This window comes from Pseudomonas sp. W15Feb34, assembly GCF_023127765.1.
GTDB classification, from domain to species: Bacteria; Pseudomonadota; Gammaproteobacteria; order Pseudomonadales; family Pseudomonadaceae; genus Aquipseudomonas; species Aquipseudomonas synxantha_A.
Genome location: NZ_SPKN01000009.1, coordinates 325,748 through 350,655 on the forward strand (window position 1 = coordinate 325,748; position 24,908 = coordinate 350,655).

21 protein-coding genes are annotated in these 24,908 nt (G+C 59.3%); 3 read left to right on the top strand and 18 right to left on the bottom strand.

Annotated features, from left to right (window positions below):
- Nucleotide 1: 1 nt before the first annotated feature.
- Nucleotides 2-862 carry an HlyD family secretion protein gene (locus tag E4O97_RS05525; RefSeq protein WP_032877703.1) on the top strand — a complete coding sequence of 287 codons (861 nt, stop codon included), beginning with the start codon at nucleotides 2-4 and terminating at the stop codon, nucleotides 860-862.
- Between the two features lie 29 nt (nucleotides 863-891).
- Here E4O97_RS05525 and E4O97_RS05530 read toward each other — a convergent pair whose 3' ends face one another.
- From E4O97_RS05530 to E4O97_RS05550, 5 genes are all read right to left on the bottom strand, one after another.
- Entirely contained in the window at nucleotides 892-1,347 is a 456-nt protein-coding gene (locus E4O97_RS05530; protein WP_248160928.1) for a hypothetical protein, read from the bottom strand.
- Nucleotides 1,337-1,924 carry a hypothetical protein gene (locus E4O97_RS05535; protein WP_248160929.1) on the bottom strand — a complete coding sequence of 196 codons (588 nt, stop codon included), beginning with the start codon at nucleotides 1,922-1,924 and terminating at the stop codon, nucleotides 1,337-1,339. The genes E4O97_RS05530 and E4O97_RS05535 overlap by 11 nt, the downstream gene beginning before the upstream one ends.
- A gap of 39 nt (nucleotides 1,925-1,963) precedes the next feature.
- A complete protein-coding gene (locus tag E4O97_RS05540; protein ID WP_248160930.1) occupies nucleotides 1,964-2,263 on the bottom strand; it encodes a hypothetical protein in 300 nt (99 codons plus the stop codon).
- A 105-nt stretch (nucleotides 2,264-2,368) separates the two neighbouring features.
- Complete coding sequence (locus E4O97_RS05545; RefSeq protein WP_078820323.1) at nucleotides 2,369-2,770, bottom strand: nuclear transport factor 2 family protein; 402 nt, start codon at nucleotides 2,768-2,770, stop codon at nucleotides 2,369-2,371.
- Nucleotides 2,763-3,950 carry an MFS transporter gene (locus E4O97_RS05550; protein WP_248160931.1) on the bottom strand — a complete coding sequence of 396 codons (1,188 nt, stop codon included), beginning with the start codon at nucleotides 3,948-3,950 and terminating at the stop codon, nucleotides 2,763-2,765. Before E4O97_RS05550 ends, E4O97_RS05545 begins: the two co-directional genes overlap by 8 nt.
- 111 nt (nucleotides 3,951-4,061) lie before the next feature.
- On the opposite strand from E4O97_RS05550, the gene E4O97_RS05555 reads away from it, so the two are divergent.
- On the top strand, nucleotides 4,062-4,919 hold the full coding sequence (locus E4O97_RS05555) for a LysR family transcriptional regulator (protein ID WP_078820325.1): 858 nt from the start codon (nucleotides 4,062-4,064) through the stop codon (nucleotides 4,917-4,919).
- Nucleotides 4,920-4,921: 2 nt separating this feature from the next.
- Here E4O97_RS05555 and E4O97_RS05560 read toward each other — a convergent pair whose 3' ends face one another.
- From E4O97_RS05560 to E4O97_RS05575, 4 genes are all read right to left on the bottom strand, one after another.
- Nucleotides 4,922-5,551: a retron system putative HNH endonuclease gene (locus E4O97_RS05560; protein ID WP_248160932.1), complete on the bottom strand. Its 630-nt coding sequence runs from the start codon at nucleotides 5,549-5,551 to the stop codon at nucleotides 4,922-4,924.
- Nucleotides 5,544-6,875 (bottom strand): AAA family ATPase, encoded by a 1,332-nt coding sequence (locus tag E4O97_RS05565; protein WP_248160933.1) that lies wholly within the window; start codon nucleotides 6,873-6,875, stop codon nucleotides 5,544-5,546. Before E4O97_RS05565 ends, E4O97_RS05560 begins: the two co-directional genes overlap by 8 nt.
- Before the next feature lie 91 nt (nucleotides 6,876-6,966).
- Nucleotides 6,967-7,779: an SDR family oxidoreductase gene (locus E4O97_RS05570; RefSeq protein ID WP_248160934.1), complete on the bottom strand. Its 813-nt coding sequence runs from the start codon at nucleotides 7,777-7,779 to the stop codon at nucleotides 6,967-6,969.
- Nucleotides 7,780-7,793: 14 nt separating this feature from the next.
- Nucleotides 7,794-8,258 carry a multidrug transporter gene (locus E4O97_RS05575; protein ID WP_248160935.1) on the bottom strand — a complete coding sequence of 155 codons (465 nt, stop codon included), beginning with the start codon at nucleotides 8,256-8,258 and terminating at the stop codon, nucleotides 7,794-7,796.
- Nucleotides 8,259-8,614: 356 nt separating this feature from the next.
- On the opposite strand from E4O97_RS05575, the gene E4O97_RS05580 reads away from it, so the two are divergent.
- A complete protein-coding gene (locus E4O97_RS05580; RefSeq protein ID WP_248160936.1) occupies nucleotides 8,615-12,337 on the top strand; it encodes a DUF6543 domain-containing protein in 3,723 nt (1,240 codons plus the stop codon).
- Between the two features lie 157 nt (nucleotides 12,338-12,494).
- Here the strand turns inward: E4O97_RS05580 and E4O97_RS05585 are convergent, their stop codons facing one another.
- The 9 genes from E4O97_RS05585 to algK all read right to left on the bottom strand — a co-directional run bounded on the left by E4O97_RS05585 (nucleotide 12,495) and on the right by algK (nucleotide 24,803).
- Nucleotides 12,495-13,946, bottom strand: coding sequence for a mannose-1-phosphate guanylyltransferase/mannose-6-phosphate isomerase (locus E4O97_RS05585; protein WP_216090768.1), 1,452 nt, complete (start codon nucleotides 13,944-13,946; stop codon nucleotides 12,495-12,497).
- Between the two features lie 187 nt (nucleotides 13,947-14,133).
- The gene (locus E4O97_RS05590) at nucleotides 14,134-14,790 is read right to left on the bottom strand and encodes an alginate O-acetyltransferase AlgF (RefSeq protein WP_016978194.1); all 657 of its coding nucleotides are present in this window, start codon (nucleotides 14,788-14,790) and stop codon (nucleotides 14,134-14,136) included.
- Between the two features lie 16 nt (nucleotides 14,791-14,806).
- Nucleotides 14,807-15,979, bottom strand: coding sequence for an alginate O-acetyltransferase (locus E4O97_RS05595; protein WP_032877694.1), 1,173 nt, complete (start codon nucleotides 15,977-15,979; stop codon nucleotides 14,807-14,809).
- A gap of 11 nt (nucleotides 15,980-15,990) precedes the next feature.
- Nucleotides 15,991-17,523 carry an MBOAT family protein gene (locus tag E4O97_RS05600; RefSeq protein WP_032877692.1) on the bottom strand — a complete coding sequence of 511 codons (1,533 nt, stop codon included), beginning with the start codon at nucleotides 17,521-17,523 and terminating at the stop codon, nucleotides 15,991-15,993.
- A gap of 228 nt (nucleotides 17,524-17,751) precedes the next feature.
- Nucleotides 17,752-18,861, bottom strand: coding sequence for a mannuronate-specific alginate lyase (locus E4O97_RS05605; protein ID WP_103733353.1), 1,110 nt, complete (start codon nucleotides 18,859-18,861; stop codon nucleotides 17,752-17,754).
- An 8-nt stretch (nucleotides 18,862-18,869) separates the two neighbouring features.
- Nucleotides 18,870-20,318 (bottom strand): alginate O-acetyltransferase, encoded by a 1,449-nt coding sequence (locus E4O97_RS05610; protein WP_248160937.1) that lies wholly within the window; start codon nucleotides 20,316-20,318, stop codon nucleotides 18,870-18,872.
- An 11-nt stretch (nucleotides 20,319-20,329) separates the two neighbouring features.
- Nucleotides 20,330-21,898: a mannuronan 5-epimerase AlgG gene (gene algG, locus E4O97_RS05615; protein WP_216090770.1), complete on the bottom strand. Its 1,569-nt coding sequence runs from the start codon at nucleotides 21,896-21,898 to the stop codon at nucleotides 20,330-20,332.
- The gene (locus E4O97_RS05620; RefSeq protein WP_032877688.1) at nucleotides 21,898-23,385 is read right to left on the bottom strand and encodes an alginate export family protein; all 1,488 of its coding nucleotides are present in this window, start codon (nucleotides 23,383-23,385) and stop codon (nucleotides 21,898-21,900) included. The genes algG and E4O97_RS05620 overlap by 1 nt, the downstream gene beginning before the upstream one ends.
- The gene (algK, locus tag E4O97_RS05625; protein WP_216092225.1) at nucleotides 23,382-24,803 is read right to left on the bottom strand and encodes an alginate biosynthesis TPR repeat lipoprotein AlgK; all 1,422 of its coding nucleotides are present in this window, start codon (nucleotides 24,801-24,803) and stop codon (nucleotides 23,382-23,384) included. Before algK ends, E4O97_RS05620 begins: the two co-directional genes overlap by 4 nt.
- Nucleotides 24,804-24,908: the final 105 nt, after the last annotated feature.

Consider the following 24,908-nt stretch of genomic DNA (forward strand, 5'->3'; position numbering starts at 1 on the left):
GATGAAAAAGTTTTTCAGCCTGCTCGCGACCTTGCTGGTGCTGGCCCTCGCGATCTGGATTGGCCGCACGTTGTGGGTGCACTACATGCAAACGCCATGGACCCGCGACGGCCGCGTGCGCGCCGACATCATCAACGTCGCGGCGGACGTTACCGGCGAAGTGGTGGACGTGCCGGTACGCGATAACCAACTGGTGAAAAAAGGCGACCTGCTGATGCAGATCGACCCCGAGCACTACCGCATCGCGGTCAAGCAGGCGCAATCGCTGGTGGCTTCACGCAAGGCTACCTGGGAGATGCGCAAGCTCAACGCCCACCGCCGCGCTGACCTCGACGCCCTGGTGATCTCCAGGGAAAACCGCGACGACGCCAGTAATATCGCTGACTCGGCCCTGGCCGATTACCAGCACGCCCTGGCGCAACTGGAGGCCGCTGAACTCAACTTGAAACGTACCCGTGTGCTGGCGGCAGTGGATGGCTACGTCACCAACCTCAACGTGCATCGCGGCGACTATGCGCGTATCGGTGAAGCGAAGATGGCTGTGGTGGATATGAATTCGTTCTGGGTCTATGGCTTCTTTGAAGAAACCAAGCTGCCCCACGTCAACGTCGGGGATAAAGCCGATATGCAATTGATGAGTGGCGAGACACTCAAGGGTCACGTGGAAAGCATCTCCCGTGGCATCTACGACCGCGACAACCCCGAGAGCCGTGAGCTGATTGCCGATGTGAACCCGACGTTCAACTGGGTGAGGTTGGCGCAGCGTGTGCCGGTGCGGATTCACATTGATGAAGTGCCGGAGGGCGTGCTGTTGGCGGCCGGGATTACCTGCACTGTGATCGTCAACCCAACACAAAACTGAAATGTGGGAGGGGCGGATTGGGCACCGGCTCAGGTTTGTGTGTTGGCTCTGATTTTCCGTCGACGCTTGACCCGCAGCATGCCGACGAAGCGGCGGTGGTTTCTTGTATTGAGGATCAGCAGGCAGAACAGCGATTGAAACAATGGAAATACTGCAAACATAGTCACTGGGTTGTTTCCCAAGTAGTCTGCCGAAAGCAAGGCGTTCAGGGCCGCGACGCCTACAAGCAATGGAGGCCCCGAACGAAACCCTGCCGCCACTAAGGCCAGGCCAATACACATTGCCAGTAGCAGAGCCATGCCCGCCACGACCGCATATTCGCCAGGGAGATAATTTATTCGGGCGTAATACGACAGGCTATGTGACAGGTTGCCTGAAATGCTGACTAAGTTCATTGATACCCCCATACCCACCGTGAATGCAAAACGTCGGGTGTAACGACTTAACGTTCGGGGGGCCTGCAGGGTATCGATGTCATTGTTCATGGCTGTTGAACTCTTCATAAATGCCGATAAGGATAGGGTTGATATTCCCGGACAGGCCGCTGCCAGTAATCGCCAGAGCGGCACCTACCTGATCGGAGAGTTGAGTGAGAAGGTCTTGGCGTATCCGGGTATTGCTGAAGCGTTTGGGGAGTGCTCCGGCCAGCTGCTTTAACCGAATCATTTCGCGAGGATGACGAGGGTTCTGCAGGCGCAGTACTTCGTTTGTCAGCTTTGCACGTTCCTGGCGGCTCATGCGCCTCAAGATGTCGGTCAGGTTGCGGCCTGTCGTATTTTTGATCGTCATGACGGTCTTTACCGTAACAAACGTCGTGCTGCCCGCACCCACCAGCGAAATGCCGTCCAAGGCTACGGTCATTGCCTGATACCAACTGTGGCTGTCGTAATAATCGTTGTCAGACGGATTGGTTAGTTCTTTGTAGGTTCGCCATAGGCCGTTGCCACATTGCAAAGCACTGGAGGCTGCAGCTGTATAAGCAATGTAAGTAACTGCAAGGCTGGAACCTGCGCTGAGGGGCGCTGACGCGATGCCTGCCTTGGCAACAATAATCCCAATCACCGCCCCACCGCATGCTACGGCCATTCCCGCGGCTTCGCGTCATATCTGCGACTCGCGTGGTGAGTTTGCCACCCAATGCGCGTACTCATCAGCAGTCATCATTGGGCCTGTCACTTCTCGCAGAATCACCCGCTTGGGCCTGATACTGCACAACGGCACAAACTCACGCAGCACCGTCACCTGATAATCACTGCCGATATGCACTACGCCGGCCCCAACGATGGCCGGGTCAGCGTCAATGGTTCTATAGAGTTTGGGCAGGTCCAGCAGACTGATTAGCCGCTGGCGAGTCGTGGTGTGCACATCCGGCACCCCGCTTCGCAGGAAAGCGCTCGGCATCCTTTCACCTGTGATTGGACAGAGGTGAGAGAGCCTGAGGATAGCTTCCTCGTAATGATGTCAGGCCGTTCGCTGTTTTCTGTAGGATCTGGCCGAATGGTTATTTCATGGTGCTACATAAGTTTCATGCAAGTGACGCCACAACAGCGCACCACTGGCCTGCTTCTCGAACACAACCGTGGCGCGGCGATCCGTTTGCGTACCGCTGTCATCCACCTGATGCTCGCGATACGTCACCGTGGCTCCCCGCGCATGACGATCAATCCCGGTCATTTCGCTCAAGGTGATTTTCAACCCCGGCCGCATCCCTCCCAGGCGCGTGAACAATGCATTAACCCCGGCCCTGTTGACCCGCGTGCCGGTGGCCGGCGCGACCATGCTGAACTCCGGTGAGAAGCGTGCCAGCAGGTTTTCCAGCGTGCCCTCAGGCGCAACACCGGCAAACCACTGCTCAATCTCGACATGAGTCTGGATCACTTCTTCAAAAAAATCGCTGTAGTCAATCATGGTTAGGCTCGCTGCAAGGGTGAAGCAGCGTGCGTATCCTGGAGGCATCCAGGCGCAACACTGCGAAAAGCGGCAACAGGGTCAGAGCTGCCGCTATCGTGAAGGTTATGGCGAAGGAATCCAAGGTCGACAGTACTGCACTGAGCAAGGCGGCGCCGACGCAGAAGCTCACTTGCCGGTTCATGTTCCACAACGCGCTGGCGTGGCCCATGCGCTCGGCGGGAATATCCAGAAAGGCCAGGGTTTGCGCGGTGCTGCTGCACAGGCTGCCGCCCAGGCCCATCAAGACGTAGGCCGCAATGATCAGCGCCGGCTCGTTGAGCAACAGGATGCCGCCGCATTGCAGCACCATGCCCGCCAGCAGCAAAGGTTTCGGGCCGCAGCGATTGAAGAGTTTTTTGCTCAAGTAAATCGCCACTGCCGAGGCCAGTGCCCACGGCAACATGAGCACGCCGGTCTGGGTGGAGTCATACCCCAGGTCACGCACGTAGAGGATGGCGATCAGGCTGGTGCCGATAAATACCCCCGGAATACACAGGTAAACCAGCATTGCCACACGCAGCATCGGGCTGGCGGCTTGTTTGAACATACTGCCCAGGTCCAGGGGCGGGCGTACGGTGGAAGGCACATCGGGTTTTATCCACAGCAGCGCCAGCAGCAGGGTCACCAGCGCCAGAGGCAGGTTGGCGTAGAAAATCCAGCGCCAGGACAGGCTGTCGACAATTACCCCACCCAGCGCCGGAGACAATGCCGGTACCAGCAATGCCACCGACATGACCCGCGCCGTCAACTGGCTGCGCTCGGCCGCGGGAAAGTGTCGGTAAGCCATGGCTTGCCCCACCGGAATCAACAAGCCGCCGCCGAGCCCCTGCACAGCGCGCCAGCCAATCAACGCGTCGATGGAGCCGGCCTGGCCGACCATCACCGATGCCCCGGCAAACAGCAGCAGGCTGGTGGCGATCAGGGTGCGCTCGCCCATGAGCGCCGCCAGCCACACACTCAAGGGAATGATCACCGTCAGCCCGAGCATGTAGGCATTGCTGATCCACGCCAGTTGCGTGACCGAGGCGTGCAGTTCGCGGGCGATGTCCGGGTAGGCGACGGTGGCGACAAACATGTTCACCAGGTCCAGGGCAAAACCCAGTAGAAAGATCCAGGCAATTTTCGAGCGGTAGGTCATGAACGCGATCCTGCGAATGAGGCGCGCAGGGTAGGCGGCAAGCAGGGTTTGGGATACGTCGGTTTGCCTGTTAGTTTGTCAAAAATATTTTGACAAACGGAGGGCGTGGCCATGGTCAGCCTGGATCGATTCGACACCTTCAAGGCCGTGGTCGAGGCCGGCTCGCTCACGGCCGCCGCGGATCTGCTCGGCCAGACCCGCGCCGTGGTCAGCTTCAACCTCAAGCGCCTGGAGGCGGAGCTGGGCGTCACCCTGCTGACCCGCAACACTCGCCAGCTGGCGCTCACCGATGCCGGCGAACGTTTCTACCTGCGCTGCACACGAATGCTCGAAGAGGCGCGCCTGGCGGTGGAAGAGGCCCGTTCCGAACATGCGCAGCTCAAAGGCACGCTGCGCATCACCACCACCGTCGAGTATGCCCTGGCCGTGGTCGCCCCGGCAGTGGAAGCGTTTCGCCGCCTGCACCCGGACCTGAATATCCACTTATCCACATCCTCCACCCACGCCGATTTGATCTCCGAGCGTTTTGACGTGGCTATTCGCCTGGGGCGCTTGCTGGACTCCAATCATCGGGCGGTGCAGTTGTCGACGTTTGAAGTGTTCGCCGTCGCGGCGCCAGCGTTTGCGGGCGTTCAGACCCTGGAGGAGTTGGAGCAGGTGCCCAGGCTGGGCCATGGCCGTTTGACGGAGTTGAGCGTGACCGACCCTGCCGGCGATGGGCATCAATACCGCGCAGGTCCGGCCGCCTTGGTGGCCGACAGTGCGGCGGTGCTCCAGGCGTTTGCGGTGCGTGGCCACGGTGTGGCGATCTTGCCACAGTGGCTTGTGCAGGAGGATTTGGAGGCGGGACGGCTGGTGCGTGTGTTGGCGGACCATCGCTTCGCGCCCCAAGGGGTCTACGCGATGTATCCGGATACCCGGCATTTACCGCTTAAGGTGCGGGCGTTTATTGATTTTATGAAGGGGTAGTATCAGTTGGTTAGTTGACGGATGACATTTACGAGGACGGGGGCAAAAGGCTTCAGTCGATTTTGCGCATCGGGCAGCCTTAAGTCTTCCAGTAGCATCTTCATAAGCTCTGCGTCTTCGGCTCCAAGTTCATTGCCTTCCATTCCATAGTCGAAGAGCAACGTATCAAGAATGGATTTTCTGGCGCTGAACAGCGTGCGATTGTTTTCACGGCGGTCGCCAAGGTTCAGCACTTGGATTGACGTGATTGCCCTGGGGCTCAAACCCTCCACACGGCCTGATAGATAAAATTTCAGTTCGGTTTCGCATTCGTCCATCAAGGATGTCAGTGGCAATGCCTGATGTGCATGAGCTTTGCCGCACTGTTTGCTGCGGTTGCAACTGGCGACGATATTTGAATAATCAAGCGTCCGATGGGGGTGGGTCTCTCGGGCCGCAACGTGTTCGTTATGGGCGGTCTCTTGGGTAATTGCATGGCAACAATACGCGCACAAACCATGCTGCTCTTCGATACAAGCCTGGCGAATACGGTTTCTTTCTTCGTGGGTTAGATCGGAGTAGCGACCTTTCGGATTGTCGCGTATCCATTTCGTCAATTCTGCCGGTTCATTTCCTTTGGTGATCTTACGCACTGCGCAACTCCAGCTTGCGAATCAGAAGGGCGGCTTTGGTCAGTTCGATATGGCCAGGAGGCAGGTCAGTGGACAACTCTTGGAACAGTGCCTTGGCGTCTTTCAGCTTTTTGTCTTGTAGTAACTCCAGCAAGCGATCCAGTCGAGACTGAACTTCACTGTTGCGTATATCTGTGTCCATGACGCTGAGCAGTACCTGATTGGCATCAAGACCGTATAGACCGGTGCGCTCCTCAAGTTCGCCATCGTCGAGGACGTAGCACAGGACGTCCTTGGTATCGCTGATCACCAAGGGGGAATGGGTCGTCAGGATGAATTGGCAGTTGGGGAAGGTTTCAGTGAGTTGGTGGATCAGGCGGCGTTGCCACTTGGGGTGCAGGTGTAGATCTACTTCGTCGACGAGTACGACGCCGTAGCCATGTAGCGGATTTTTCAGGGAGGGATTCATCATGGCAAGACGACGAGCTATATCGCCAACCAAGGCCATCATGGACTTTTCGCCTTGTGATAATTGTGAGACATCCAGCGTTTGGCCGCATTTATCGATTGCCATGTGCAAATGTGGTCGACGCTGAACACGCAGGTTAGTGAAACCTGGCATGAACGCTCCTACGGCGGAACGGACGGCTGTTAACTGTCGATCGCGAGATGAGGCGTGTGCTTGTTCCAGGAATTTCCATAGTTGACTTTCTGGTGTGCCAATAATTTTTTGCACTTCTGCTAATGCGCCGGCCGAAATGCCGGTTTCGTTTTCGCTATCCTCTCGCTCCCGGAACCATTCGAAAAAGCGGCGAAAGTCGACACCCCGGTTTAACGAGTTGTCGTAGCCGTCCAGTTGGCTAAAGCTGTGCCGGGTTTTTATTTTCAGGGGAATTTCAAGTACTGAACGTTCGACTGGATAGTAAGCAATGAGGGGAACAGACGCGTTTTCGTCATGCGTTAAATTGTCCCTATAAACATTAGCCAAGGCCGACGTATCGGCGAGCTCGCTAGCGACCTTTGTTTTCCGCCCCCGCCTGGACTTTGCCAGTAACCAATGGAAGTCGACAAATAGCTCTTCAGCCTCAATAGAGATTGACGCAACGTTTGAACCGTTATGTAAGGCGCTTTCTTCTATCGGGCTACCGCTGCCGCTTTCTGATCGAATTCTTGCAACCAACCAGCTAAGGGAGGTGGCCAGTGACCTGAGAATTGTTGTTTTTCCCGCCCCATTGTTCCCCACAAACACCGTCACTTTCGACGCATGTTTTTCGGTAGGCGCAAAGGCGACTTCCAAGTCGGTAAAACGACCGACGTTATTCAGTCGAATTTTTCTGATTTCCATCGCATTACCCTTGTGGGGCCAGTCAGTTTCTAGAGGCAGCCAGCGATTATGGCACTCATCCCGGGTTTTGACAGGTAGGCTTCACGCTTGCTTACAACACACCACTCAAGCCAAAGCGCTTCTTCAACACCTTCTCCAGCAACCCCTTGGGCAACAGCGCCGCCATCAACGGCAGTGCGCGGCTGCCGTTGCCCGAGCGCAGCAGGCGCGGTGGCTGCGCTTGCTGCACGGCCTTGAGCACATCCGCCGCAAACTCACCGGCTGGGGTGGGTTTGTCCTGGGAGGCCTGGCTGCGCGCCCGAATGCCTTCGCGCAACGGCCACCAGGGCGATGTTTCGTTGATCAATAATTCGGCCTGGGCCCCGGCATTCTTCGCAAAATGGGTATTGATCGCACCGGGCTGCACTTCCATCACCCGCACGCCAAACGGTGCCAGTTCCATGCGCAGGGCATCGCTCAAGGCATGGACAGCGGCTTTGGATGCGCAGTAGGCGCCGGCGAACGGCGTCACCAATACCCCGGAAACGCTGCCGATATTCACCACCAGTCCTTTGCTGCGGCGCAACGCGGGAAACAGTGCCTGGGTGACGCCAACGATGGAAAACACATTGGTTTCGAATTGGCGTCGCATCGCCTCGGTGCCGCCATCGAGCAACGGGCCCATGGCGCCGTAGCCCGCGTTGTTGACCAGCACATTCAGTTCGCCCATTTGTTCGGCCAAGCGTTGCAAGGCGGCGCTGTCATTGACGTCCAACTGCACGGCATTGAAGCCAGCGGTAGCGAGGGCGGCGACGTCATCTGGCTGGCGGGCGCTGGCCCACACGTTGAAGCCTGCGGCTTTGAACGCGTCGGCGAGGGCGCGACCGATGCCGCTGGAGCAACCGGTGATCAGTACGTTGGGCATGCATCATTCCTTTGTCAGTCCGAGAAACTGCCTTGCAGGTGCTCGGCGCGAAATTCCAGGGTTTGCGGGCGATAGCCGGGGCGCAGTGGCGGTGTGGGCAGGCAATCATCCCAGGTGGCCCCGGCCTGCAACTCGCCGGGGCCGCGATAGCGTGGGGCGGCGTAGACATTGTCGGCCAGGTTGACCGTGTCGCCCGGCGCGTAGTCGGCCACGCGCCAGCGCAGTTCGGTCAACGGCACGTCGTTGCCGTTGTTCAGGGTCAATTTCAGTGGGCGGTCGGCCGGGCAGTCCTGCGGGGCATAGCTGATGCGCAACTCAAGGCGTGCCAGTTGCGCGGCTTCGCGGTTGTCCAGCCACACCACCCAGACGGCGACGAAACCCAGGCCGACGGCAGCCGCCAGCGAAACCGGCAGCGCCTTCGCCGGGTAGCGCAGCAGCAGGATCAGCCAGGTGATGATCAGGAGAACGCCGAAGAACATGGAGACCACCTCGAATGGGGAACGAGCATCCTAACTTAAGCGTAGGTGGGATTGGTTAACTTGAGTGCTGTGGTGGCCGTGCGGGCCTCATCGGGAGCAAGCCCCCTCCCACCTTTGATTTGTGAACACATTCAAATGTGGGAGGGGGCTGTACGCCAGGCAGGTGTTTTTCACTTCAATCAATAGGACCGTACAGTGCCCTGGTACTTGGTCTTGCATTTTCAGCAGAGCTCACAGCGTTCTGCTACTTGAGCTTACATTCGGGACAGGAACCGGAGCGCATTGAACGTCCACTTATCTGACGACCTACAGGGAGGTAGCGGCGACGTTCAACTCTTCTATGTAAGGTTTATTTCATGTTTGCAGCGACCGAAAACTCGACCCACCTTTCCCCCTCACAAAGCGTTGTTGCCCCAAACGCATTGGCCACCCAAACCGATATTGCCGTTGAAACATCTGCGCAACCCCCTGTTCACCTGCCACCGGTATTGACCTACGCGCCGGACGGTATTCCTCTTCCCACCTCGGCCGGCATACCCCCGGTCGGGGTGGAATACCCACGGCTCATGCAGCAATTCAAGGTTACCAATCAGGAGGCGTTTGTCACCCAACACGCCCTTCAGTCCCGCGACATGCAGCGTTTGCACGGTGAGCAACCGAGCTTCCAGGACTTCCTGCGCCAGCAAGTGGACCAAATGTTTCCGTACATGTCGACCCTGAAGCCACAAGACCTGGTCTTCAAGCGCTGGGTCGAGCAGGACGATGGCTCTATGAAAACACTGTCGTCCGAGCCGGTGCTGGAGGCCTTGAACAGGAAGGTGGCGAACTTGCTGGCCAATCCTGGCCAGCAGCCCGTCGTTGACGATGTTGAACAGTCCGGCATTTTTACCCCGGACACGGACACTAGCCCGGGCACCCTCGTCACGCCACAGTTGACACTGGATACGATTGCCCAGCGCATGGTCACGCAGTTTCCGATGGCCCTTCAAACCTTCTGGACAACCCCCCGCCCGACGTTGAAAGACCCTCAGGTTCTGCAGGCCCCTCAAGACCAGTTGTTGACCTTGCACAAGCAACAACTGTCGACGCTGGCGGCATTGCGCGTGAGCGATGGAACACTGAGCGCGGCGAGCAAGCGGTTGATCGACGCAGCATTGCAATACCCTACGCTGGCTGAACGGGAAGCTGCCTTCCCCAATGGCACACGCCCTGGTGTCTACCCGCTTACCGTTGATGACGGTAGCGAGCGGGGAGCCTTGATGGCGGGCTGCTTCCTAATCACCAGCACCGACGGTTCCGGGGCCACGCCCCCCGTCTGGACCAAAGGCCGGACCTTGGCACTCGATGAGACGAATGGGCCGGTCGTGCTGTACACCCCGGGTGAGGGCTTCGAGCAGTTTGCGACGCCAGCCCAGGCGCGCCAGGCGATTGCAGCGCGCCTTGATGAGGGGGGCGCCGACGCGGACCTACTGTTGCAAACGCTCCCGTTGTCGATACAAAACAAGTCGGAACCGCCTTCTGGCGACGATGTGATGTTGAGCGCCGAACCCTTGACGGGGGATGTGCTGGCCGAGGGCATTCCCTGGATGCTCAAGCGTCAGCAGGAGGAAGTCGTTGCGAATCTCGCCCGGGTATCGACAGAGCCGGGAGCACTCAAGCGCATGGATGATGCCGCTGACTGGTCGTACCTGCTCAGTGGCGAAAACGCCATGGCGGCGCGGGATGAACAACTGGCTGACAAGCTGGCCCCCGAGTGGCTGAAAAACCTGAGCCCGGCCCAGGAAGCGTTGTTTGATTACCTGGAACACTCCGAGGCCCGTAGTGCAAATGCGCTGGCGTCATCGCTGGCAACCCTTCCTTCTCTGGGTAGCTTTTCCCGCGACCGGATGAACGAAGCGATCAAACGGCAGTTCCCCGCTGCGCAGGTCGATGCGGACAAGCTGATGGTGCGGGTGAAAACCAGGTCCAATCCTCACACTGGCGGGCAAAGCAGCAGTCATACGCTCACCGTCAAGCACCACCGCGTATCGCTGACTGATCTGGCGCTGAAAAACCCCAGTGAGTTTCCAGCCGTCCAGCACGGCCACTTCAGCCGGTCCACCTTCGAACTGCCGCTGACCGATACTCACGGCAACCCTCTGCTGGGCGACGATGGCAAGCAGGTCGTCCTGGATACCGAGCAGCTCAAAGCGTTGGTCAACACTGCCGATGTGGGAGGCGCCTATACCGAGCTGCTTAAAAAGGAGTTGGCCACGGATGCCGAGTCGGGTGCTGCCGGCGACGTCCGCAAAGCGTGGAAAACCCACCTGAGCGACATGCTGGATAAAGAGGCTTTTCTCGCAGCACTCAACCCCAATACCTACAACATAGACGCTACCCAAGACACCAGTACCAAACGAGGGGCGCAGTGGGTCGCGGCGGTTCTTGACTACCCGGACCCGGCTGACCGGCCTCTGGTGGATGGGAAAAAAATTGTCACCAGTGCCCTTATTCAGCGTGGGTTGCCGGTTCAGGGCGCGATGGTGATTGGCAATGACACAGACGCCTCGCTTGTACTGTGCACGCCGAATGCGCCCGACGGCGTGTGTTTTCGCGAATTGGCGGATGTGAATGCCCTGAACGCCTTGATGGAGAAAAAGGAGTGGAGGCTCTACACCGGGAGCAGAGCGTCGCCGGTCGATAAAAACGACGTGGTTAAAGCTGGCGAGGCGATCAAGGAGCGCGCATTCGATCCGACGAAGAGCCCATTGCGCACGCTGGATGCGCTCGTCACTGCACTCAAATTGACGAGCGCTCCGGTGACACTCAAACCCTTCGATGGCAATTTTCAGGATGAGCTGTACAAGCAGAAAGTGAAGTTGCTCATCGATCACGCGGACCACCAAAGCGTCAGCAGCGCAGAGGTTGCGTATCAATCGAGAATCAACAAGGTTCAGTTCGGCATTGAGGTGGCCTCCATCTTCCTCGACTTGTTGCCAGTGCTCGGAAAAGGCATCTCCATGGGGGTTCGCTTAGGAAAGGCTGGCGTGACGGCCTTGCGCGCCAATGCTCGAATCTTGCCGCGGCTGCTCAAAAGTCCGGGCGCGATGCGTGCGGTCTACTCGGATTTCACGATGGCCGCCTCTGGTATTCCCAATGTGAATGCCGTGCCGTTGCGGCCGGTGTTCAAAAGCCCGGTGGTGCCGCCAACCCCTCCAGTCATCGCCAGAGCACCAACGGCCGGCACGAGTCCAAACCTTGATCTGAGCGCCTTCTCCGTGTCGGAAGATGTCATCAAAGGCCGCATTTTGAGGCCGGACGGTACCTATAATGTGGGCGATAATTTTTACGTGCGCTATACCGACAGTACCGGGGTCAACAAGGTGTATCAAATTGATTCGGCCTTCCACGCACGTGACGGACGGGTCGCCATCGTCGATCCTCAGGCGTCATTGACGATGCCAAAACTCTATAGAGTTCAAGCATTTTTGGGGGCCGCCGGTAACGGTGAGTGGCGTTTGAACCGATTGCCGGGCGGGGCTCCCAATGTTCTGGGGACATCCCGGCCGAGCAAGCGTCCGTTGGACCAAGGTAGCTCTTCAGGCAACGTCGACACGAATAACGCGACAAGTGCTCAACCGGCCAATAAGCGACCGAGGGTGCCGGAAAGCTTTCCGGGAGAAAAAGCGCTGATGGAGCCACCGGTAAAAGGTAAGAATGTTTTTTATCACTACACCGGGGATAAACCGCATGCCGCAATCATGGCCGATAGGAGCCTTTCACCTTCAAGTTCAGATTTGAGCGGTCGACCTCTGCCCGGAAAGCGAGGCCGGCATTACTTTACGGACTTGGCGCCAGGGAATATGCCTACCCGACAGATTTCCGAAACCATCTTTGGGAAGCGTAAATATGGCAATGCGATGGATAAAATGTCGCGCTACTACGAAGTCAATACGTCGGGGTTAAATGTTATCCAAAGCCCTGATAATCCGCATATTTTCTATGTGGATGTGCCGTTTGCCATTCCTTTGAAGTACCGGGGTGGGCCTAACGGTGAATTAGTCGATCGCGTTATTTCTCATGGGAAAACGCCGATTTAAATATATGCCCATGGGGTCGGCCGGTATTGGGTAAGGGCCATGATGGCTGTTGTGCTTTCGGCCTATTTACTACAAAGCCCCCAACAAAAAGCCCCCACCCAACCCACTGCGGATAGGGGACGCAATGGGCTGGGCGAGGGCTTCTTGTACGACTGTTTTATTGCGCGATAGTTTTCACCGAAACACCTCGTTCAACCGGTGTCGAGCGCCCGTAGATATCTTCGAACCGCTCGATATCGTCTTCGCCCAGGTAGCTGCCCGATTGCACTTCGATGATCTCCAACGGGATCTTGCCCGGGTTGCGCAGGCGGTGCACCGAGGCGATCGGGATGTAGGTGGACTGGTTCTCGCAGAGCAGGAACACGTTGTCGTCACAGGTGACTTCGGCGGTGCCGCTGACCACGATCCAGTGTTCGGCGCGGTGGTGGTGCATTTGCAGCGACAGGCACGCGCCCGGCTTGACCGAGATATGCTTGACCTGGAAGCGGCCGCCCATGTCCACCGAGTCGTAGGAGCCCCACGGACGGTAGACTTCGCAGTGGTTCTGGGTTTCGCTGCGGCCTTGCTCGTTGAGCGTGTTGACCATCTGCTTGACGCCCTGGACCTTGTCCTTGTGGGCAATCATCATCGCGTCCTTGGTTTCCACCACCACGATGTTGTCCAGGCCGATCACCGATACCAGTTTGCCGTTGCCATGCACCATGCAGTTGCGGCTGTCCTGGATCACCACGTCGCCTTTGCTCACGTTGCCGTTGGCGTCTTTATCATTGACCGCCCACAGCGAGGCCCAGCAACCCACGTCGCTCCAGCCGGCGGCCAATGGCACCACGCAGGCGCGTTGGGTCTTTTCCATCACGGCGTAGTCGATGGAATTGTCCGGGCAGCAGGCGAAGGTGGCGTCGTCGAAGGTCACGGTGTCGTGGGTCTGCTCGCTGCGCTCCAGGGTCAGTACGCAGGTGTCGTAGATGTCCGGATCGTGCTTTTTCAGCTCTTCGAGGAAGCGGCTGGCGCGGAACAGGAACATACCGCTGTTCCAGAAGTAACCACCGCTTTTGACGAACTCGATGGCGCGCTTTTCATCGGGTTTTTCCACGAACTGCTGCACGCGGCTCACGCCTTCGGGCAACAGCGAGTCGTTGGTGGACTTGATGTAGCCATAGCCGGTTTCCGGACGGGTTGCCGGTACGCCGAACAGCACCATCTCGCCACGCTCGGCCGCCACGGTGGCCAGTGCCAGGGCACGTTGCAGGGCTTTCTGGTCGTCGATCACGTGGTCGGCGGGCAGCACCAGCATCAGCTCGTCACGGCCTTCGTTGACCAGCATCATCGCGGTCAGGGCCACGGCCGGTGCGGTGTTGCGGCCAAAGGGCTCCATCAGGATGCGTTGGCATTCAAGCTTACGTGCGCTCAGTTGCTCGTTGACGATGAAGCGGTGGTCCTTGTTGCAGACCACGATAGGGGAGTCCATGCCTTCGAACACCAGGCGTTCCAGGGTTTGCTGGAACAGCGTGTGCTCGGAGGTTAAGGCCAGGAACTGCTTGGGGAACTGTTTACGCGAAAGCGGCCAAAGACGTGAGCCGCTACCACCGGAAAGGATTACTGGGATCATGGGTGTTTCTCCTTGAATCAGTTTGGGTCAGAGCTACGAAGGTTTGTCGTTTCACTCTTGTTTTTGTCTCGGTCCTGAGTTGAAAACCGGTCAGTGTGGGAGCTGGCTTGCCCGCGATGGCGCCTACAAGACCGCCATCGCAGGCAAGCCAGCTCCCACAAGGGGACGTGTCAACTCAGGGAAATAATCAGCGGGTCGACACCGGGCGTTTCACCCAGACTGGCGACAGGCTCGAGCCGGAACCGGTGACATACAGCACCGCTGCCTCACCACGCTCCAGCGCTACCGGCTTCACATCGCCGACCTTCTTGTCGCCGTCATACAACGCCAGACTCACCTTCACCGGGTTGATCTCGCGCTCACCACGGCCCTTGGCGGCCACCGACTTGACCACGTCGGTCTTGCCGTCAGCAGTTTTCAGGGTCAGGGCCTTGTCGCTGAGGTTCTGCACGCGTACCAGGGATTTCTGCTTGTTCTTGAACGGCGGTTCTTCGATCAACTGCGGTTGGCCGCTGCCGCTGTTGACCAGGGTGTAGTAGTGGTCGGCGGCGAGTTTGACCGGTACGGTCTGGCTGCCGACCTTGGCGCTGTAGTCACCGCCCGGCATGAAGCTGAAGTCGCTGCTGGCCAACGGTGCAACGTCGCTGAGGTTGGTGGCGCCGACGGTGGCGCTGACTTCCTGGTTGCTGGCGTTGTAGATGCGCACGAAGCTGGAGCCCTTCGGCGCGGTTGGGCCGTAGAGGGCGGCGTCACCACCGGCGAAGGCGGACATCGATACGAAGCTCAAGCCGGCAGCGATAGCCAGGGTCTTGGCGAGACGACGAGGAGTAGTAGTGAAAGTCATGTGAGTTACCTCTCTTTCAGTTTTGCGCCCGGTCGGGCGTCTCGGATTTAGATGTATTGATTGCCATGTTCTGTTGGCGCGAACCGGCTTGTTTAAGCTGCGCAACCCACGCTGGGTCGGCGTCACCGATTTCGTTATTCACGGGCAGATAGCGTTCGGGGAATTCCCAGATCAGCAGCTGGGGCGGGTTGTTCTTGAAATCGTCACTTTTGAGGTAGCTGAGCATCGGCAGGATCGGGCCGTGGCCGTCTTCGGCGTAGCTGACCACGTCGCTGTGCAAGGCTTGCTTGAGCGCGCCCACGAAGTTCCAGTTGGGGTTGGCGCTGTAGCTGGTGCCGACCAGGGCCACCGGGGTTTCGCTGTCGCTGAACAGCGCGTCATCACCTTTTTCTTCGGCCAGGTGCGTGACGCGTTTTTCCAGCGGCTCTTTAGGCGGCATCAGGTTTTCGAACAGCGGGTCCAGGGGCAGGAACAGACGCAGGTCGCCTTTGTGTGGCTCGATCTTTTCGGCCTCGGTGACAAAACGCTGCGGCTCGCCACTCAGCGGGGTCTTGTCTGCAATCGCCTTGGCCAGTTGCTTGGCGGCGATTTCCGCACCGTCCGGAGTCCAGTGAGTGTCGGTACGCAGAAACACCTGCTTGCCACCCAGCTTGGCCTGTTGCAGCGGGCCGAGCAGGTCGGGAGCCGGGATGTTGTCGGCGGCGACCCGGGCGTGGAAGTCCTGGTACAAGTTGGCGTGGATGCTCGCCGGCTTCACCTCACCCAGGTGTTCCGGGTACAGGCGCACCTTGGCCGGCACAATCGCCATCACCAGTTGGATGCCTTGGGCCTTGAGTTTCTGGCGCACGCCTTCGACCAGTGCGTAATTGCCTTCAAGGTTCTGGTCTTCGTTGACGGCGGGATTGAACTCCTCGTCGCTGTACAGCCAGTGGTCGCGGCCCAGCACTACGCCAGGGCGACCTTCATTGAACAGCTTGTAGTCCAGCGCAGCCCACAGGTTGGTGCCCAGGCGCTTGATCGGGAACTCCTCGTCATAGTGAGTCTCGACGGCTTTGGTCCAGCGACCGTTAAGCACCGTGGCATCAGCGTTGGTGCTGAAGCCAAAGAAGCTGCGCAGTGACCACGCCCCCAGTGCCAGCAGCAGCACCAGGAACAGGCCGATATAGAGGACGCGTAATGAACGGGTCATGGTCGGCTCCCTCAGAATTGGAAGTAAAGGAACGGCGAGAAACTCTGCGCCGACAGTTTCAGGATCGACGCCACGAACAGCAGCAGCACCGCAGCGCGCATGGCGTAGCGTGGCCAGTCAGCGGTCCAGTAGGCCGGTTGCACAGCGGCGTCACGGCCCACGCTGAAACCGGGCTCGTGAATGCTGCCTGGGTTGTCGCCCGGTACCGCCTTGATCAGGCTCGGATCGGCCGGCTTGGTCTTGTCGGCTGGGCGGTTGGTGTAGAAATCGCGCAGGCCGAAGAACGCCAGGGTTGCGTAGGCCACGACCAACGTTGCCACTTGCAGGCCGGTAAGGTTGGCGCGGTTGAGTTCCGACAGCGACCATTCGCTGAAGCTGAACATCGCACCGTACATGCGGCCTGCGACGTGCAGGTTTTCGGCGCGGAAGATCACCCAGCCCATCACCACCAGCAGGAAGGTGAAGGCCCAGCGCAACACGTTGAAGCTGCGCGGCGCAGTATTGAGGCCGATGGCTTTTTCAATCGCCAGCCACATGCCGTGCCAGGCGCCCCACACGATGTAGGTGATGTTGGCGCCGTGCCACAGGCCACCGAGCAGCATGGTCAGGAACAGATTGCGGTAGGTGGTCAGCGTGCCTTTGCGGTTGCCGCCCAGGGTGATGTACAGGTAATCACGCAGCCAGGTAGAGAGGCTGATGTGCCAGCGCCGCCAGAACTCGGTGATCGACTGGCTGATGTATGGCTGCTTGAAGTTTTCCATGAAGCGGAAACCCATCATCAAGCCCAGGCCGATGGCCATGTCGCTGTAGCCGGAGAAATCGAAGTACAGCTGCGCGGTGTAGGCCAGCGCGCCGAGCCAGGCGTCACCGGTGGTGGGATTTTGCAGGGCGAAGCAATGGTCGGCCACCACCGCCAGGGTGTCGGCAATAAATACCTTCTTGATGAAACCCTGCATGAACCGCGTGCAACCCTCGGAGAACTTGTCGAGGGTGTGGGTGCGGTTGTTGAACTGGTCGGCCAGGTCGCGAAAACGTAGCACGGGGCCGGCGATCAGGTGCGGGAAGATTGCCACGAACGCCGCGAAGTCGATCAGATTGCGGGTCGCCGGGGTATCGCCACGGTACACGTCGATGATGTAGCTGATGGACTCGAAGATGTAGAACGAGATCCCGATCGGCAACAGCACGTGGGTGAGAATGAACGGCTCCAGGCCCGCTGACTTCATCATTACATTGATGCTGTCGACGCCGAAGTTGGCGTACTTGAAGTAGCCGAGGATGCACAGGTCGACCGCCACGCCGAGCAGCAGCCAGCGCTGCGCCGGCTTGGTGCGCACGCCGGCGGCACCGACCTTGAGGCCGATCCAGTAATTCCACAGCGTGACGGCGGCGAACAGCGCCAGGAAGTCCACTCGCCACCAGGCGTAGAACACGTAGCTGGCAATCAGCAGCAGCAGATTGCGATAGCGTTGCCCGCTCAAGTAGTACAAGCCGAGAAAGATCGGCAAGAACAGAAACAGGAACACATTGGACGAGAAAACCATCCCGATCTCTCCATGTTTAACCAACAGTCAAGGGCCAGAGCCCCCCCAAACCCCCCCACGATTTCGGAGGAGGTTGTATTGCAATTTCACTGAAAGAACCGGGTTAACGGTGGGAGCTGGCTTGCCTGCGATGGCGGTGTATCAGTCGACATCAATGTTGAATGTCAGACCCCTATCGCAGGCAAGCCAGCTCCCACAGTTGGACCGAGTCCAACCGGGAGCTATGTATCAGCTGCCTTTGTTGCCTTTTTCGTGCGCCGGGTCGTACACCTTGGTCAGGTCGCCACCCAGGCGGAACGTCTTGAAGGGTTGCATCCCGTGCTTGCGTTCGATCACATCCGGCGCGCAGGTGTAGAGGGTGCAGAAGGGTTCAAGCCAGGCGAATTTCATGTCCTGCTTCAAGTCCTTCATGTCCTGCTCTTTACCGTTCTTCTGCTCGAAGATGTCCGGATCTTTCACCCCGGCCAGCACCTTGTCGCCCAGGCGTTTGAGCGCGCTGTTGTTTTCCTGGCGCAGGTCCACACCGTTGACCAGGGCAAAACTGGCGATCATCGACAGCGGCGGCAGGGCGTAGTTGTGGTACGACAAGGCGCGTTGCTGACGCTTCAATTCGTTCGGCAAGAAGCCCTGGTCATCGACCTGGTTCACACCGACCTTGTATTCCTTGACGGCCCAATCGAACAGGTCGCGACGGTTGGTGGCGATGGAGGTCGCCATCACCGACCAGGCGGCCCAGTAGGAGTGGTTGTTGGTTTTTTCCAGGGGCAGGTTGTCCCAGTCGCTCACCACCTGATCGGCCAGCTTGTTGAACCAGGCTTCGATCAGTTGCGACTCCTGCTGATGGTTGGCCAGCGGGTGAGATTCGGAGAACTTCAGGCGTACATAGGCCGAGGCCATGCTGCCCAGTGCCCATTTGCGCATGGACTTGCCGGTGTGGTTGAAGTCCTTGGACATCAGTGCGTCGGCCTTGGCCCACGACACCAGCCAGTTCAGGGTGCATTCGAGCTGCTGCGGGCGACCGTCGCGCATGAACTGCATCACCCGTTTGCTGGTGTCTTTTTCCAGCTTGGTGATGTCGGCGGTGCTATCGCGGAAGGCTTTTTCCGACTGCACGTTCAGCGTGGAGCGCGCCTTGTCCGAACCTTCGTACTTGCTGCGAAACTGCAACGGCCCGGTGTAGGGCGTCGGCATGGTGTCGCAGTTTTCCTTGAAGTCGCCGGTCTTGAACGCTTCGATCGGTGCGAAATAGCCCTGGGGCGGGCGCAGCGGCGCGGCGGCGTTGGCTGCCCCGGCGAAGATCGCCAGGCCCAGTAACGATGGAATCAATAGCTTCTGCATAAGTAACCTCATTGCCCAGTTGAAGCGGTCTGCTGACCACCGCTTGGGAATACGTTGCGTGTGCAAATTTTCGCTTCGACTTTCTGCGCGGCAGCACCCTTTTCCGGGCCCTGCACTTCCACGGCCAGCAAGTTCTGCGAGGCCCAGTCTTCATCGGTGCGCAGTTCAAAGGCGAAACGCCCGTCTGTATCGGATGTCTCGGGTTTCTCGATCTTGATGTCCTCGTGGCGACCGTTCATGTACCAGAGGGTGGCTTGCAAGGTTTTTACCGATGGATCGGCGAAGCGGATATCGACCTGATGGTTGGCGTTGCGCAGGTCTTTGTTCGCGCTGTTGACCATCAGTTCGTTCTTGCCGGGTTTGAGGGTGGTGCTGGCGGACATCTGTGCAGGCTTGCCTTCGCAACCGTTGTCCAGCAGCGCCATCATCTGGCGGTAGATGGTTTCCTGGTCGAGACGGTACAGCGGCGAGAATTCCCAGATCAGGATCTTCGGTGGGGTCTTCTGGAACTCGTCGCTGCCCAGGTACTGCAACATCGAGCCTTCCAGGCCACCGCCGGGGAAGGCGACGTTGAGGATGTCGGCACCGATTTCTTCTTCGAGGAAACCGGCGAAGTTGTAGTTCTTGCCGCTGTGGCTGGTGCCCACCAGGGTGATCTGCGGGTTGCCCGAATCACTGAACAGGTCACCGTCACCGGCTTCGCCCTTGGGCTCGGTGGTGAACTGGTCCATGTACTGGATCGCATAGCTGGTGCCGCACAGTTGCCCGGCCATGTTGTGCAGGGTGCCGGTCTTGCCCATGCGGCCCGAGCGCTTGGTCTCGAATTCGCGCTTGGGAATCTCGGCGTACTCCGGCATCTGCTTGACCTTGGCGGCGACGATCTTCGCCGTGCGCTGGGCGCCGTAGGGGGTCCAGTGCTGGTCGCCGCGGAAGTAGAAGTCGTGAGCCGGCAGCTCGTCCGGCAACTGCTCGTTGGTCAGCGGCGACAGGTCCGGCACCACGTAGCCCATCTTGGCGAAACGGCCAAGCATGGTCTTGTAGTTGGTCAGCGCCTTGTCGAAGTCGAACTTGGCTTTTTCTTCAGGGTTGAGCTTGTTGCGGTTCACCAGGCCACGGGTCGGCTGGTAGACCACCACCAGTTCCACGCCCTTGGCCTTGAACGCATCGTGCAACTGCTGCATGCGTTTGTAGCCGGCCGGTGTGGTGTCGAATTCGGTGCGCAGGTCTTCCTGGGTACGGAACAGCCAGTCGCCCTGGGCTTGTACCAGGGTGGTGAAGTTCTGCTGGTAACGCGTGGTGTAGTTCTTCGCATCATCGGCGGCCGGGCACAGGCTGCAGCACGGCTCGGCAGTGAAGGTCGGTGCTTTCACTTCATCGGCGCGCACGCCCTGGCTGGCCGCCAGCAGGCCGAGGGTCAGACCCGAGAGGCTCAACAGTTTGATCATGTGTGGGTGCATAAGGGTCATCCTCAGTCCTGCATTTCGGTCTGGCGTTCGACAGGGTCGATCAGCACGGCTTTCTGCTGGCGCACCAGCAAGTCGAGAATTTCTTCCTGGCGCTCGCCAAGAATGCCGTTGAAGCTGATACCGCTGGATTTGGTCGGCGCCAGCATCGACACGCGATACAACTCGATACTCAACGGCGAATCGATGGACAGCGGCCCGCTGCCGTTACCCGCCAGTTCACCACCCACCACGATCAGCGAGACCTTGGCATCGAATGGGTCGAGGGCGATGTCGCGGTCGGTGTCGGTCAAGTCCTTGATGTGGCCGTACACGCCGGTCAGCCCGTTGGCCATCGAGGTATTTTCGTAGAGCTTGATGTTCACGCTGTTACGCACGCGGATACCGTGGCGACGGTTGCTGATCACCTTGTTGCCCCACAGCAGGTTGTCTCCGCTCTCATAGAGGGTGATGCCGTCGGTGTGGTTGCGGTAGATCTCGTTGTCGGCGATCAGGTTGTTGACGCTGTTACGGTCGATCACCAGGCCCGAGAGCTTGTTGTCGTAGCTGCGGTTATTGAAGATGAAGCTGTCGTTCACTTCCCGGGAAATGATGATGCCGTGCTTCTTCTTGGTGCCGTATACGGTGTTGTCGGCGATGATCAGGCCGTGGGAACGGTCATGGGGGTCAATGCCGTAGACGATGTTGTCTTTGTAGGTATTGCCCTTGATCACAAAGCCCGTGGTCTCGTAGCAGTAGAAGCCGTACCACATGTCCGAGAACTCGGAGTCGATGATCCAACCGGTCGGCTCAGGACGCTTGAGCACCTTGGCCATGTTCGGCGTGTACTGGGAAATACTCACCCCGTAGGACTTACTATTGGCGTAGCCGAAGCTGGCCATCTTGGTCTTGGAGATATAGGTCTCAGTGCCGCCCCAGGCCAGCAGGAACGGGCGGAATTCCTTGGGCGACTTGAACAGGGCAGGGCCGTTGGTTTTTTCATCCCAGCCGGTGACCTTGGTGTCACGTACGAACAACTGGCCGTCGTTGATCAAAAACGAGCCGGCTTGCTGGGACAGGCGCAATTCCTGGGTGTTCTTGTCGATATCGAGGATGCCTTTGCGGCCCACCACAATCGGCAACTTGGCCAGGAACACTCCTGGCGAAGTCTCGCTGAAGTACTGCTTTGGCACCTTGCCCAGCAGGTCCTTGAGGTTCATGTAGCCGTCGTCGACAAAGATTGCCTGAGGAATGCCATGCTGGCGCACCACCCACTCGGCCATCTTGTTATCGCCACCGATAAAGTCCTTGAGCGCGTCTTCCTGCATCATGCGGCGGATGCTGATCTTGCCCGTTTTGGTCTTGATGATCTTCTTTTCCATGGCCGCGGCGGTGTAGCCCGACAGATCGGGCAGCGCCGGCTTGGCCATTTCCAGCGGCGCGGTGGGCGGGCTGGAAATGGTGTAGGTCTTGGCCTGTTGCAGTTCCTTGGCGATGATCGGCGCCTTGGCCGCCGTATCGGCAAACGCTGTGGCGCTGGCCATCAGCATTGCCGCGACGAGTAGGCTTTGAGCATTCATGGCGCAGGCTCCCATCAGAATTTCCAGACCACGTCGACAAACGCGCGGTGCATGTAGGAGTCGACCTGGCTGCCATAGGCGTCGCCCGGCTTGAACACGCCGGCACGCAAGCGCACCAGGGCCGATGGCTCGTCGATCGACTGGCTCAGCGCGGCGGGCAGCAAGCCTTTCTTGAAGTACTTGGTGACCACCAGGTCCATCTCCTGACCGAGGTCCTTCTTGCCATCTTCCAGCGGCAGGGAGGTGCTGGAGAGGATCGCGCCGGTGACGTCATCGGTGTTGTTCTGCACCGCATCGATACCGTTGCTGCCCACCGGCTTGTTGCCGTCCACGCGCCAGAACTTGTGGTACACCAGGCTGGCGTCGTAGTCCTCGCGCAGCTGCCAGGAACCGAACAGGCTCATGGACTGCATGTTGTTCATCTCGCCGCGAAACGCTTCACCGAAGCGGTGTACGCGCGACTGGGTGCCGGTCCAGTTCGAACGGTTGCTTTGCAGGCCGTTCTGTTCGTATTCGGCGCTGGCACGGGAATAGGCCGCACCCACTTGCCACTGCGGGTCAAGGCGCAGGCGCACACCGATGTCGGTGGCCCAGCCGCTGAGGTCATCGCTGCGCTTGGCGCTGGTGGGGCGCGTGCCGTCGGCGTTCAAGGCGTTGACCTTGTCGCGGTCCCCGCGCATACCGGTGATGCTGGCCCAGTAGTTGACGGTGTTGGTATTGCGCCAGTTATAAGCATCGCTGTTGGCTTCGATGCCGAGCCAGGTCAGGTCGCCGTTTTCGCGCTTGTCCAACGGGTCACTGGCCACACCCGGTTCGGCGTAATCGAGCTTGCCGTCGTCATGAGTGTGGTGGCCGCGCAGGCCGATCCACTGGCCCGGCGTCCACTGGTAGGCGGCGTCGGCGTAGAAGTGCTGGCGGTCTTTGTCGACCGGCGAGAGTTCCTTGAGGTCGGTGCGGTATTCGCTGAAACGTTCGGCGGCGCCGACATTGGCCTTGAGCAAGGTGGTATCGAAGGTCCAGTTCAGCGCTTCGATGTTGGTGTCGCGCCATTGGCCGTCGTCATTGCGCAGGCGCTGGCGACCGAACTTGAGGATCTCGCCGGGGTAGGGCGTGAAGCCGCTGTAGCCGACCCAGAACTCGCGCAGGGCCAGGTAGTTTTTCTTGGCCTTGCGGTCGTCGTTGCTCGATTGTTCGGTGGTGTCATCGGCCGACTGTTGCAGGGTGTCGGTCTCGATGATGTCGCTGGACACGACCGCCTGGCCCATGGCATAGGCGCTCCACGCGCCGCTTTCGCCGTAGATCCAGGGGCGCAGGTCAAGGCCGATACCGTTGACGTCGCCGCCTTTCTGGGTGCCCAGGTCGCGGTCGTCTTCGGACTGCGCGGTGGCTTTGACTTCCAGGCCGAAGTTCTTGGCTTCGGTCAGCGCGGCCAGGGTCGGGCACGACCACAGCAGGGCGAAGGACAGGCCGATACCGGCCTTGACGAATGGGTTGAGCTTCATAGGGATTCCTCGCCGTCTTCTTCTTGCAGGGCGTGCAGTTGCAGCGTGCTTTGGGCCAGGGTGCCGCGGGCGGCCAGTTCCTGTTGCACCAGGCGTTGGCCCTCGGCGCGTTGCTCAGGGGTCAACGGCGCTTCGAGCTGGGTGGCCAGGTCATTGGCCTCTGGCGTGTCCTGGGCCTTGGCCAACTGGCTGAAGACATAGGCGTTCAATGGGTCGGGCTTGGTGCCCTTGCCTTGGGAAAACAGTTGGGCAATGGCAAAGTCGGCGCTGTTCTGGCCGTTGCGCGCAGCGGTCAGCAAGTGGTCCAGGGCCTTTTGCGGGTAGACCTTGCCCAGGTAGCCACGGCGGTAGATCTGGCCGAGGTAGTAATCGGCGGCCACTTCACGGCCCACGGCTTTTTCGAAATGCGCCTCGGCGGCCTTGGCGTCGGCCGGCACCCACTTGCCTTCGTAGTAGAGCTTGCCCAGCAGCAATTCGGCGCGCGGCTGGTCGGCGGCGCGGCCGTTGTCCAGGTACTTCATCATCTGCTCGACATCGCCCAGTTCGGGGAAGTCGTAGAGCAGCTGCGCCAGGCTGACCCAGGACGCCGGGTAGCCGGGGGCGATTTTTTCAAGCAATGCCTGAGCGGTTTTTTCGTCCGGCGTGCCGAGGCTGGCATCACCGAGTACGCGGGCGACGCTGTCGACGCGCTGGGCGGTGACTGTGCCACGGCTGTAGCCGGCTTCCATTTGCTTGAGCAGTTCGGCCTGTTGTTCCGGCTGGGCTTTTTTCTGGTAGACCGTGGCCAGCTCGACATAGCAGATATCGGTGGTGTTCAACGCGGCCTTGCAGATGCGCTCGATATCATCCAGGTGCTGGTCGTAAGTGTCTTGGGTGCGATACAGCAGCACCTGGGCCAGGCCGGCTTCCGGGTAACCGGCCGCTTGCCATTTGCTGATCTGCTGCTGGGCATTCACGTTGGGGAAGCTGTGCGGGTATTGCAGGTACAGCATCGCCAGCGGGATCAAGGTATTGCCTTCGCCATTGGCGAAGGCTTTTTTCAGCAGGCTTTCGGCTTCATGGTGCTCGGCCTCAGTGGCGCCAGGCTTGGCCGCCAGCAGGCGACCCAGGCGTGCCTGGGCACGCGGCGAGGTGTCTGCCGCTGCACGGTAAGTGGCTTCGGCCTGCTTGATTTGCGCCGGATCGCGGGTGCCTACCTGGATATCGGCCAGGCCCACCTGGGCCTCGCTGTAGCCCAGGTCTGCCAGTTGCTGGTAATTCTGCTGCGCGGTGACGGTGTCGCCGCGCTTGAGCGCTTCATTGGCCAGGCGTTGGTCGGGCAGGCCGGCGCAACCGGCCAGGCTCACGGCCAGTGCCAGCGCGCAGTACGCAGAGGCCAAGTGAAATCTGCTCTGTGTGGGAGCTGGCTTGCCTGCGATGGCATCGCTGCGGCGCAACTGATGCACCGAGTCGCCTGCATCGCGGGCAAGCCCGGCTCCCACAGAGGTCAGCGGTGTTGTTGGTATAGGGTTCACAGGCATGTC

Coding starts and splice junctions, on each gene's coding strand:
- E4O97_RS05585 (WP_216090768.1), bottom strand. CDS start 13,946: ATGATCCCAGTAATCCTTTCCGGTGGTAGCGGCTCACGTCTTTGGCCG.
- E4O97_RS05575 (WP_248160935.1), bottom strand. CDS start 8,258: ATGTTCTTCGGCGTTCTCCTGATCATCACCTGGCTGATCCTGCTGCTG.
- E4O97_RS05545 (WP_078820323.1), bottom strand. CDS start 2,770: ATGATTGACTACAGCGATTTTTTTGAAGAAGTGATCCAGACTCATGTC.
- E4O97_RS05570 (WP_248160934.1), bottom strand. CDS start 7,779: ATGCCCAACGTACTGATCACCGGTTGCTCCAGCGGCATCGGTCGCGCC.
- E4O97_RS05550 (WP_248160931.1), bottom strand. CDS start 3,950: ATGACCTACCGCTCGAAAATTGCCTGGATCTTTCTACTGGGTTTTGCC.
- E4O97_RS05605 (WP_103733353.1), bottom strand. CDS start 18,861: ATGCAGAAGCTATTGATTCCATCGTTACTGGGCCTGGCGATCTTCGCC.
- E4O97_RS05540 (WP_248160930.1), bottom strand. CDS start 2,263: ATGCCGAGCGCTTTCCTGCGAAGCGGGGTGCCGGATGTGCACACCACG.
- E4O97_RS05590 (WP_016978194.1), bottom strand. CDS start 14,790: ATGACTTTCACTACTACTCCTCGTCGTCTCGCCAAGACCCTGGCTATC.
- E4O97_RS05600 (WP_032877692.1), bottom strand. CDS start 17,523: ATGGTTTTCTCGTCCAATGTGTTCCTGTTTCTGTTCTTGCCGATCTTT.
- E4O97_RS05530 (WP_248160928.1), bottom strand. CDS start 1,347: ATGAACAATGACATCGATACCCTGCAGGCCCCCCGAACGTTAAGTCGT.
- E4O97_RS05595 (WP_032877694.1), bottom strand. CDS start 15,979: ATGACCCGTTCATTACGCGTCCTCTATATCGGCCTGTTCCTGGTGCTG.
- E4O97_RS05610 (WP_248160937.1), bottom strand. CDS start 20,318: ATGCACCCACACATGATCAAACTGTTGAGCCTCTCGGGTCTGACCCTC.
- algG (WP_216090770.1), bottom strand. CDS start 21,898: ATGGGAGCCTGCGCCATGAATGCTCAAAGCCTACTCGTCGCGGCAATG.
- E4O97_RS05525 (WP_032877703.1), top strand. CDS start 2: ATGAAAAAGTTTTTCAGCCTGCTCGCGACCTTGCTGGTGCTGGCCCTC.
- E4O97_RS05580 (WP_248160936.1), top strand. CDS start 8,615: ATGTTTGCAGCGACCGAAAACTCGACCCACCTTTCCCCCTCACAAAGC.
- E4O97_RS05565 (WP_248160933.1), bottom strand. CDS start 6,875: ATGGAAATCAGAAAAATTCGACTGAATAACGTCGGTCGTTTTACCGAC.
- E4O97_RS05555 (WP_078820325.1), top strand. CDS start 4,062: ATGGTCAGCCTGGATCGATTCGACACCTTCAAGGCCGTGGTCGAGGCC.
- E4O97_RS05620 (WP_032877688.1), bottom strand. CDS start 23,385: ATGAAGCTCAACCCATTCGTCAAGGCCGGTATCGGCCTGTCCTTCGCC.